The sequence below is a fragment of the Zymomonas sp. genome (assembly GCF_020216885.1).
GTDB lineage: Bacteria > Pseudomonadota > Alphaproteobacteria > Sphingomonadales > Sphingomonadaceae > Zymomonas.
Genome location: NZ_JAIWON010000131.1, coordinates 1 through 9,528, shown reverse-complemented (window position 1 = coordinate 9,528; position 9,528 = coordinate 1). Strand labels below are relative to the sequence as shown.

The window sequence follows — 9,528 nt, the reverse complement described above, 5'->3', positions numbered from 1 at the left end:
TCAAAGGGTTTCTCGATGAAATCAACGGCACCTTGTCGGATAGCCGTTACAGCCGTGTCGATATTGCCATGGCCGGAAATAACCAGCACTGGCAAAGTCGGATCACGCCGTTTGATTTCTTCTAGTAATTCGAGACCGTCCAGTTTCGAACCTTTTAACCAGACATCCAGTAAAACCAGCGAAGGCCGTCTTTCTGCTAAAGCCTGTAAAGTCGCATCACTGTCCGCAGCCGTTCTTGTGGCATAGCCTTCATCATCAAGAACCCCCGCTACCAGTTCACGAATGTCCATTTCGTCATCAACGACCAGAATTTCTAGCGCCATTATTCGCTCCTTGATCGGGTAAGTCCGGGAATAGCGGGTTCCTGATTACCTATCCCCTTTTCTGCTACACTTTCGATTGTTACCGGCGCAAGAGCTACCAGATCAAAAGAAAGACGCACGATTGTTCCGCCACCTTCGCGGTCTGAAAAAGTCAATGTTCCGGCATGTTCCTCAACAATCTTTTTAACAATAGCCAAGCCTAATCCGGTGCCACGAACACGGGTTGTCATATAAGGCTCGGTTAATCTTTCCCGCTCTTTTGGCAGACCGATACCATCATCGGCAACCTCTATAATCAAATGGCTATCTTCCCGTTTTAAAGTCATCCAAACATGGCCAGAGCCGCCGCGATCATTTTCTTCGATAGCCTCAACAGCATTTTTGACCAGATTAGTCAAAGCCCGCCCTAATTGCCGTTGATCACAGACCATGAGCGGCAAGTCTTCTTGTGATTCAAATACAAAGCCTATTTGCGGATGGGCAACCTCGTGCAAGAATAGCGCGTGACGGCCAATATCGCTTATGGCCTCTTTCCTGAATACAGGCTTGGGCATTCGGGCAAAGGATGAAAATTCATCCACCATCCGCCGTAAATCCCCGACTTGTCTGACAATAGTACTGGTCAGACGGCTAAAAGTTTCCTCATCCGAAGTAATCTGACGCCCATAACGGCGCTGTAATCTTTCAGCGGCGAGCTGAATCGGTGTAAGCGGGTTTTTGATTTCATGGGCAATCCGACGCGCTACATCTGCCCAAGCCGCTGAACGCTGATCCGCCAATTGCTGGGTGATATCATCAAAAGTCAAAACGTGATTATCAGCGGCTCTGACAACTCTGACTGCGAAAGTGCGGGGTTCGTTATCGACTAGAATATGGACGATACTGTCCCCAGCTTGTTGTGCCAGTAGGCTATCTAATTCAGGGGCGATATTATCGAGTTTCTCACCAATCAGGATTTTTTCATCAGCCTTTAAGAGATTTTGTGCCGAAAGATTAACAAGCTGGATAGTATGTTGGCTGTTAACAGACAAAACGCCAGCAGAAACACCTGACAAAACCGCTTCCGTAAAAGCACGGCGGCTATCAAGCAAATAATTGACAGACATCAAGGTATTTGTCTGTTCTTCAAGCTTGTTCGCCATGCGGTTAAAGGCAAAGCCCAATGTTCCGATTTCATCACGATTATGTTTTAGATGGGTGCGCGCGCCAAGATCACCGGAACCAATGCGGCGGACAGCTTCCACCATATGAGAAATAGGCCGGACAATACGATCTGCGACCACAAAGGCGATATAAATCGCAATGGCAACAATCAACAGCGAGACAACCAATAATGCCCCATTAAAACGAATTTGTAAGACGCGCGAACTTTCAACCAGACGGTTATAATCGCCCAATGCGGTCTTGGCGCGAGAAGCCTGCAGCAGAACAACAGGGTCAAGCTGGCGAGAAATATAGATATAGAGTCTTGAATGGGCATCAAGTAAAATAGTGGCTTCAATCCGGTCACCGGAAGAAATAGACGTATGTGCCTGCTTATCCCGTAGTAAAGCGATCATCTTTGCAGGAAGGCGATTTTCTAACGGGCGCGTATCGGTAAGCGCCCCTGCCAACATAATCGGCGCGCCCGTATCCGAAGGCGGCATCTGTAAAAGGGCGACTTCATTCAAACCACGGTTGATGAGCTGCATAAAAATAAAGCGGCTCCAACGTGGATCTTCAATGGGGGCTTGCGATAACGCTGCCCTAAAATCATTGGGCATTGCGTTCAAATCGCCAATGATGCGGGCGGTATTTTCCTTTACATAGGATTGAGCAACCCGATCAGCATTAGCAAGAATGGTACGGGCGCTATCCGAAAACCAGAAAGAGACCCCGTATTGGAATAGAAATGAGGCAAAAATAACCACTAACAGGGTAGGAACAGCCGCAACAATAGAAAAAATAGCGACCAAACGCACATGAAGCCGCCCTCGCCCACCTAATGGAGATTTGGCCGCCCGCCTCAAAGCAAGCCTTCTCGCCAGTAGAACCATCAACATCATCGCAGGCACCAGATTGGCGACCAGCAACAGAGCGATCACAAGCGGGCTAAGTGGCTTTGCAGGTGTCCCGTGATAAACAGCCAGTCTATAGCTGAAAAAAGCAATAACCAGACAGGCGACAAAGGTAAGCGTCTCCGCCCATGCCGGAAAGCGGCGATAGAGAAAATAATAAAGCTTTCTTTTGGAAAGAGGCCATAATCGGATTTTTTTCAGATCGACCTCTGTCTCTTTGGTGCTTTCTATAGCGCTATCCTCCATCATCGTTGCAACGATACTACAAAGACGATGCAATCAAAACACAATCAGATTTAATTTGATATATTTTTTGGCTGAAATCAAAATTTCAAGAAAGACAAATCGATTTTATAACAAAGAATATCTTTCGCCCATTTTAAAGATTATCGGGATCGACGTGGCGATTTAGACATTTTTGACGGAGAGTATTTCGGTTGATGCCAAGCAATTTTGCGGCTTTGATCCGATTGCCGCCGACAGCCTGCAAGGCGACTTTCAGCAAAGGTTTTTCTACCTCGCCAAGGATATGTTCCCACAAACCGTCTGGTGGTAAACTTTCCCCGAAAACGGCAAAATAATACAGTAAATGGGCTTCCATCGCATCAGCCAGCCCTTGTTCCGGCACAGCAACCTTGCCGCCGCCGAGATGAAGCGGCAGTGTTATTTCTGTCGTTTTTTTAATATTTCCCATAAAATCAATCCGTCAGGCGGCTATTTGGCTGAGCCAAGGGCGGTAAAATTCAGCCAGCATTTCTTTTACCCTGTCGGGGTCTTCTTCACGGTTGATTTTATTCCGAAATTCTGCCGAAGCTGGCAGTCCTTTGGTATACCATCCGATATGTTTGCGAGCGATATTGACGCCCGTGATCGTACCATAATAGCTTAACATATGGTCATAATGTTCGGTAATGGTGCGATATTGTTCATCTATCGACGGCGTTTTTTCCATCTCACCATCAATCAATCCCTGCATCAACTGGGATAAAAGCCACGGTTTGCCATAGCTGCCCCGACCGACCATAATGCCATCAGCACCAGATTGTTGCAGGGCTGTTTTGGCATCATCAAGGCTATTGATATCGCCATTCACAATAACAGGTATCGACACGGCATCTTTGACTTGGCGAACAAAAGCCCAATCCGCATGACCTTTATAAAGCTGGTTACGGGTACGGCCATGCACCGTTACCATCTGAACCCCGATATCTTGAGCAATACGCGCAAGTTCCGGTGCATTCAGAGTGTTTAGATCCCAGCCCATCCGCATTTTTAAGGTGACAGGAAGAGAAACCGCTTTGACTGTCGCTTCGATAATCGAGGCAGCCAGTTTCAAATCACGCATCAAAGCCGAGCCGGCATCACCACTGACGACTTTTCTGACAGGACAGCCCATATTGATGTCAATAATGGCTGCGCCCCGATCCTGATTCAGTTTGGCTGATTCGGCCATATCATCTGGTGTGCAACCAACCAACTGAACCGAAATCGGCTCTTCGGAGGGATCCCATGTCGATTTTTGTAACGACTGGCGCGTTTCCCGAATCATTGCCTGACTGGCAATCATTTCTGTCACATTCAATCCCGAACCATAACGACGGACAATCCGACGAAAAGGCAAATCCGTAACCCCTGTCATCGGAGCTAGAATAACCGGATTATCAATTCGGACAGAGCCTATCTGAATAGGCGAAATCAGATTATGGGTAGGATTATGTTCAGGGCTGTTCATGCGGCTATGGTTAGCTTGCTTTCAAAAATCAGACAAGCTTTCCTTGGCTGAAAAGGCTTTATAAAAGGCCAACTATTGCATAAAAACGGCAATTCAAGGAAGCGATAACTCTATTGCAAGCATTCATAAAAGGCTTAAGGCTTGGCGGGTAATGATGAAAAGAACAGATAATATAGCGCTTATTGTGGCGGCCGGTCAGGGTAAACGTGCAGGTGAAGGTCTGCCGAAACAATATCGGAAAATCGCGGGTAAAGCTATTCTGGCACATGCGATTGATAACCTGCTCGCCCATCCCGAAATTGATACGGTACAAGTCGTTATCGCGGACGGTCATCAGGCGTTATATCAAGAGGCTGTCGGAGACCGAGATTTACCGCAGCCAGTGATCGGTGGCGTTTTTCGGCGTGATTCTGTGATAAATGGTTTGAAAGTCGCCCATGACCGTGGTTACAAACGGGTTTTTATTCATGATGCAGCCCGCCCCTTTCTACCCAAAATAGTGATTGATCGCCTACTCGACGCCTTGAAATCATCTAAGGCGGCGATACCCGTTTTACCGGTTGTTGATACGCTTGTTAATCAAGAAGTTGAGGCTGTTGATCGCAATCTGTTCCATCGCGTCCAAACCCCGCAAGCCTTTGATCTTGAGACGGTGATAGCGGCGCATCAAGCGTGGACAGGCAGCGATGAGCCGACGGATGATGCGCAGGTTGTGCGCGCTTTTGGTGAAAAAATTGCCTTGATAACAGGCGATAGACTACTCGAGAAACTGACCTATCCTGCTGATTTTGCTGTAGCCGAGGCTCAAATGACTGAAAAAATGATTTCTGTTTGCGGTTCAGGTTTCGATGTTCATTGTTTCGAAGCGGGTGACCATATTATGTTGGGTGGCATCAAAATTCCGCATGATCATGGTCTTGCCGGTCATTCCGATGCCGATGTCGCACTCCATGCCTTAACGGATGCTTTGTTGGGGGCGATTGCTGATGGCGATATCGGAACACATTTCCCGCCAAGCGATCCGCAATGGAAGGGTGCAAATTCGACCCAATTCCTTGAATATGCCGTTCAGCTTGCCAAGAAAGCCGGTGCTATTATTGACCATGCGGATGTAACGATTATCTGTGAAGCGCCAAAAGTAGGACCTTATCGGCCAGCAATGCGTAAGCATATTGCCGGTATTCTGGGACTTCCCGAACAGCGGGTTAGTATCAAGGCGACGACAACTGAAAAACTTGGTTTTACAGGCCGGAAAGAAGGGATTGCTGCCCAAGCGGTTACCAGTATTCGCTTGCCGGATATTTTGTGCTAATTAGTTATTCTATGAATCCGGTTATTCGTCACTCGATAGCGCTTGTTGCCTGCATGGTCGGGACGGGCGCTATGGCTGCTGCCACCGAGGCTGCAGGGAGCCAGAGTCAATGTATGACTCATGCCGAAGCGCAGGCTTTGATGGAAACAGCTTTACCGGGCTTGCTGCAAGGCGCCAAACAGCAATGTTCTTCAGTGTTGGATAGCGATTCCTATTTGCTGAAGCAGGAAGCAACCCTTAGCAAGCGCTTTCGTCAGGAAAGTGAAACCGACTGGCCTAAGGCAAAAGCCGCTTTTGAACGGCTGGGCGGGTCAGCTGTGGCCGATATGGGAGATGCGGGCAAAAGAGCTGCGATCGAAACCATGGTTTCCGATATCGTCAGCCAAAAGATGAAGCCGCAATCCTGTGAAATCGTCAATGGCTTTTTGCCATTTGTGGCAGAACAACCCGCCAATAAAATCGGGGATGTTTCTGTTTCCACATTCGCCTTGATTAAGAAAATTGGCAAGGTTGGACGTATTTTGCCTTTTGATATTTGTTCGGGAGATTAAACCGATGACTATGGACAATAACCAGACGGATGGCCTGTCCTCGCAGCCTTCTGATACCGAGAAAGAAGTGCTTCAACAAAAGGCAGAACAGCAGGATATTTCTGCCCATGATAGTGAAGAAATACAAAAAACTATCCAAAATATGGAAGAAAACCAGCCGCAGGAAAATGTCCATTATAATTTACCGAATGAATTGGTAACCCGCGCTAGCTTGGTGATTGATGCCAACCGCGCCGCTGGTCAGCGTATTGCCGTTGCGGAAAGCTGCACCGGTGGTTTGGTAATGGCGGCCTTGACCGAGGTTCCGGGGGCTTCTGATGTCTTTGATGCCGGATTTGTGACCTATGCCAATCAGGCAAAAATAGACTTATTGAATATCAGTCAAGACGTCATTGAAACTTTTGGCTCTGTTTCTCTGGCGGTTGCTTGGGCAATGGCACGGAATGCCGTTGAAAAAAGCGATGCCGATATTGCGGTTGCGATTACAGGTATTGCAGGCCCGACCGGCGGCGATGAAAGAAAACCCGTTGGCACCGTTGTTTTTGCGCGGGCGAGACGGGATGCTGATCCGAATGAAGTCGTTGCAGAACAGAAATCTTTCGGGGATTTAGGGCGTTCAGGCATCCGTTTACAGGCGGCTTTATGCGCCCTTAGCCTGTTGATGCCGGATGCGTCGATCTCTCAAGGTTAAAAACTGACGGCCATTTGGCTGACGAATGATATAAAAAAGGCTGTCTTTCTTCGTTTTATGAAGCGAAGAAAGGCCAGACCTAAAAAAATAATCTTCTTGTCAAAAACAGAATAGATTTTCCCTATTCCCTATAGGGTTTAATCTGCATTTTCTAAAAGCGTAATTTACCTAAAAAACGGCTAGGCATCGGATAAGCCGTAAAGGTTGTTCGCTCTTTCTTCAAAGGCTTGAGTCATTTTTTGCACGGCTCGATCAAAGAATTGTCCGGCAAGCGCCTCGAAAATTCTCGACCGGAAAGAGAAATCGACCATAAAATCTAATCGGGTTTTCCCCTCTCCTTCTTCTGTGAAATGCCACTCATTATGAAGATGGGATAATGGGCCGTCGATATATTCAACCGATACCGAATGGGGTGAATCCAAAGTTACTTTTGACGTAAAACTTTCCCGAAAAGCCTTGAAACCCACAATCAGATCAGCCGTCATCCTGTTTTCTTCACGAGACCGAATCCGAACGGCGATTACCCATGGCAAGAATTCAGGATAACGGCTGATATCCGCGACCAGATCAAAAAGTTGCTGTGGCGTATAAGGCAATATTTTTGATTCTGTGTAATGCGGCATTAAGCATCCTTCCCGCTATTTTTGGCGGCTATTTTTTCCAATTTCTTTTGGCGAGCGTCTTTTAAACGTGCAAAATCAGCGCCGGCATAATAGCTGGAGCGCGTTAAAGGAGAGGATGCCACCATTGAAAAACCCTTAGCTCGGGCTGTCGCCGCATAGGCCTTGAAGCTGTCAGGTGTAACAAACTCTTCTACCCGAACATGGCGCGGCGTAGGTTGCAAATATTGTCCCAAGGTTAAGAAGTCGACATCTGCTTGCCGCATGTCATCCATGACCTGATGCACTTCCAAACGATCTTCGCCTAAGCCTAGCATCAAACCGGATTTGGTAAAAATAGAGGGATCCCGTTCCCGCACTTTTTCAAGCAAGCGCAAGGAAGTAAAATAGCGCGCGCCCGGACGAATCGTCGGGTAAAGACGAGGCACTGTTTCAAGATTGTGATTGAATACATCGGGGCGCGCTTTGACGATCATATCCAGTGCGTGATCCGGCTTACCACGGAAATCTGGGGTCAGAATCTCAATCGTCGTTTTCGGGGTTCTTGCCCTGACGGCTTCGATAACTTTGACAAATTGTGAAGCACCGCCGTCTTCTAGGTCATCACGATCAACCGATGTGATAACAATATGCTCCAAATTCATTTCGGCTGCGACATCAGCAACATGCCCCGGTTCCAACGGATTGACCTTGTCGGGGTGGCCTGTCTTTACATTGCAAAAGGCACAGGCTCGGGTGCAGACTTCCCCCAAAATCATGACGGTTGCCTGTTTTTTTGTCCAACATTCCCCAATATTAGGACAGGCGGCTTCTTCGCACACCGTGGCTAGACCCAATTTTCGTATCAAGCCGTGGGTTTCATTAAAAGCAGCGCCACCAGGAGAACGGACACGAAGCCAGTCCGGTTTACGCAAAATCGAGGAACCAGAATCGGATCGGCTGGTTTTTTCATCAGGTGCGGGAATTTTACTCATACCTTTATATTTAACGATACCTTTCGTTACTTGCCAGTGTGACAAGACACAGGCAAAAGATAATTATCAATTTTTCATTCTATGAAGAAAGATTTTTTCTATGATAGACTTTCAGAAACTGATTATGGGATATCAGCGCTTCCGTAGTGGTGACTGGACAGACCAGCATGATCGTTGGGAGCATCTGTCAAAAGGTCAAAACCCGAAGGTTCTGGTTATCGCCTGTTCTGATAGTCGCGTTGATCCTGCCCAGATATTCGATACCAATCCGGGTGAAATTTTTGTTATTCGTGTCGTGGGTGCTTTGGTGCCGCCTTATGAAAGAGAATTGGGACATCATGGTGTGTCGGCAGCACTTGAATATGCCGTAACCAAGCTAGAAGTAAGCGATATTCTGGTTATGGGACATGGTGCCTGTGGCGGTATCAAGGCTTCTTTGGAAGGCACCGGAAGCGAAGACGAAGATGATGATTTTTTCATCAAAAGCTGGATTTCTTTGCTGGATGATGCCCGTGACAGAGTCGTTGCCGAACATGGTCACGAATCTGATATTGCTGGCCGTTTAGAACATGAAGGGGTCAGAACCAGTATTGCAAATCTTCGTAGTTTTCCCTTCGTTCGTGATCGGGAAGCTGCCGGTAAACTCGACCTTCATGGAGCATGGTTCGCGATCGAAAATGGTTCATTGCATTTGCTAGAACCGAAAAGTAGCGAATTTATTAGCCTTTAGGCTTATCCTATCCCGATGAATCAGATTGCTTATTTCGGGATAGCTTTTTTGGCTATGCTCCTTAACACCGCATTGTCTTTGGTTTTGGGGCAAGCCTTTTATCATACGGCTTTCGCCTCGGTTATGGCGATAGGATATGGCTTAGCCACCTGTTTCCTAATTATCCTCCAAGGCCATCCACCCGCGCTCCCTGTCAAAAAATGGCTTTGGGCTATAGCGATAGCTTCTTTACAATCGGCTTCTTTCTATCTGGAAATGGCTGGATTACTCAAAATAGGCGCGCAGCAAACCGCGACGATTATGGCGTTAGTGGTCGTGATGGCTCTATTGTTACAATATAGAGAGAAAATTTTTTCGCGCGCTGGGGCTTTGGCCGCGACATCTGCTTTATTGGCTTTTGGGGCATTGGCGATTTTAGCACATCCTTTTTGGCCTAAAAGCTGGAATAGTGGTTATCTTTTTGCCTTTCTGGCTGCTGTTGCTTTTGCAGCTTTCTTCTTTGGCAATCATTATGTTTTAAAAAAGCGCATTATTGATC

The 9,528-nt window shown here is 47.3% G+C and carries 10 protein-coding genes and 1 pseudogene; 5 read left to right on the top strand and 6 right to left on the bottom strand.

Going from position 1 to position 9,528, the window contains the following annotated elements; genetic code table 11:
- The 4 genes from LDL18_RS07520 to dusB form a co-directional block, all read right to left on the bottom strand.
- A partial coding sequence (locus tag LDL18_RS07520) for a response regulator (protein WP_296508328.1) occupies nucleotides 1–323 on the bottom strand: 323 nt, incomplete at its 3' end.
- Entirely contained in the window at nucleotides 323–2,629 is a 2,307-nt protein-coding gene (locus LDL18_RS07515) for an ATP-binding protein (RefSeq protein ID WP_296508330.1), read from the bottom strand. The genes LDL18_RS07515 and LDL18_RS07520, both read right to left, overlap by 1 nt.
- Before the next feature lie 130 nt (nucleotides 2,630–2,759).
- Complete coding sequence (locus LDL18_RS07510; RefSeq protein ID WP_296508327.1) at nucleotides 2,760–3,074, bottom strand: helix-turn-helix domain-containing protein; 315 nt, start codon at nucleotides 3,072–3,074, stop codon at nucleotides 2,760–2,762.
- Nucleotides 3,075–3,086: 12 nt separating this feature from the next.
- On the bottom strand, nucleotides 3,087–4,112 hold the full coding sequence (dusB, locus tag LDL18_RS07505) for a tRNA dihydrouridine synthase DusB (protein WP_296508326.1): 1,026 nt from the start codon (nucleotides 4,110–4,112) through the stop codon (nucleotides 3,087–3,089).
- Between the two features lie 151 nt (nucleotides 4,113–4,263).
- Here dusB and LDL18_RS07500 point away from each other — a divergent pair, with 151 nt between their 5' ends.
- From LDL18_RS07500 to LDL18_RS07490, 3 genes are all read left to right on the top strand, one after another.
- On the top strand, nucleotides 4,264–5,424 hold the full coding sequence (locus LDL18_RS07500) for a bifunctional 2-C-methyl-D-erythritol 4-phosphate cytidylyltransferase/2-C-methyl-D-erythritol 2,4-cyclodiphosphate synthase (RefSeq protein ID WP_296508325.1): 1,161 nt from the start codon (nucleotides 4,264–4,266) through the stop codon (nucleotides 5,422–5,424).
- Nucleotides 5,418–5,975: a hypothetical protein gene (locus LDL18_RS07495; RefSeq protein WP_296508324.1), complete on the top strand. Its 558-nt coding sequence runs from the start codon at nucleotides 5,418–5,420 to the stop codon at nucleotides 5,973–5,975. Before LDL18_RS07500 ends, LDL18_RS07495 begins: the two co-directional genes overlap by 7 nt.
- Before the next feature lie 142 nt (nucleotides 5,976–6,117).
- Nucleotides 6,118–6,666 carry a CinA family protein gene (locus LDL18_RS07490; RefSeq protein WP_224453008.1) on the top strand — a complete coding sequence of 183 codons (549 nt, stop codon included), beginning with the start codon at nucleotides 6,118–6,120 and terminating at the stop codon, nucleotides 6,664–6,666.
- A 179-nt stretch (nucleotides 6,667–6,845) separates the two neighbouring features.
- On the opposite strand, the gene LDL18_RS07485 is transcribed toward LDL18_RS07490, so the two are convergent.
- Entirely contained in the window at nucleotides 6,846–7,289 is a 444-nt protein-coding gene (locus LDL18_RS07485; RefSeq protein WP_011240958.1) for a type II toxin-antitoxin system RatA family toxin, read from the bottom strand.
- Entirely contained in the window at nucleotides 7,289–8,260 is a 972-nt protein-coding gene (gene lipA, locus LDL18_RS07480) for a lipoyl synthase (protein WP_296508323.1), read from the bottom strand. Before lipA ends, LDL18_RS07485 begins: the two co-directional genes overlap by 1 nt.
- A gap of 100 nt (nucleotides 8,261–8,360) precedes the next feature.
- Between lipA and LDL18_RS07475 the strand changes: the two genes are divergently transcribed.
- A complete protein-coding gene (locus LDL18_RS07475) occupies nucleotides 8,361–8,990 on the top strand; it encodes a carbonic anhydrase (RefSeq protein ID WP_296508321.1) in 630 nt (209 codons plus the stop codon).
- Between the two features lie 15 nt (nucleotides 8,991–9,005).
- A pseudogene (locus LDL18_RS07470) lies at nucleotides 9,006–9,528 on the top strand (hypothetical protein); the annotation flags it as partial.

Bases quoted from the DNA above. Each gene is read 5' to 3' on its own strand.
- LDL18_RS07515 (WP_296508330.1), bottom strand. From the start codon at position 2,629: ATGATGGAGGATAGCGCTATAGAAAGCACCAAAGAGACAGAGGTCGAT.
- LDL18_RS07510 (WP_296508327.1), bottom strand. From the start codon at position 3,074: ATGGGAAATATTAAAAAAACGACAGAAATAACACTGCCGCTTCATCTC.
- dusB (WP_296508326.1), bottom strand. From the start codon at position 4,112: ATGAACAGCCCTGAACATAATCCTACCCATAATCTGATTTCGCCTATT.
- LDL18_RS07500 (WP_296508325.1), top strand. From the start codon at position 4,264: ATGATGAAAAGAACAGATAATATAGCGCTTATTGTGGCGGCCGGTCAG.
- LDL18_RS07490 (WP_224453008.1), top strand. From the start codon at position 6,118: ATGGAAGAAAACCAGCCGCAGGAAAATGTCCATTATAATTTACCGAAT.
- LDL18_RS07485 (WP_011240958.1), bottom strand. From the start codon at position 7,289: ATGCCGCATTACACAGAATCAAAAATATTGCCTTATACGCCACAGCAA.
- lipA (WP_296508323.1), bottom strand. From the start codon at position 8,260: ATGAGTAAAATTCCCGCACCTGATGAAAAAACCAGCCGATCCGATTCT.
- LDL18_RS07475 (WP_296508321.1), top strand. From the start codon at position 8,361: ATGATAGACTTTCAGAAACTGATTATGGGATATCAGCGCTTCCGTAGT.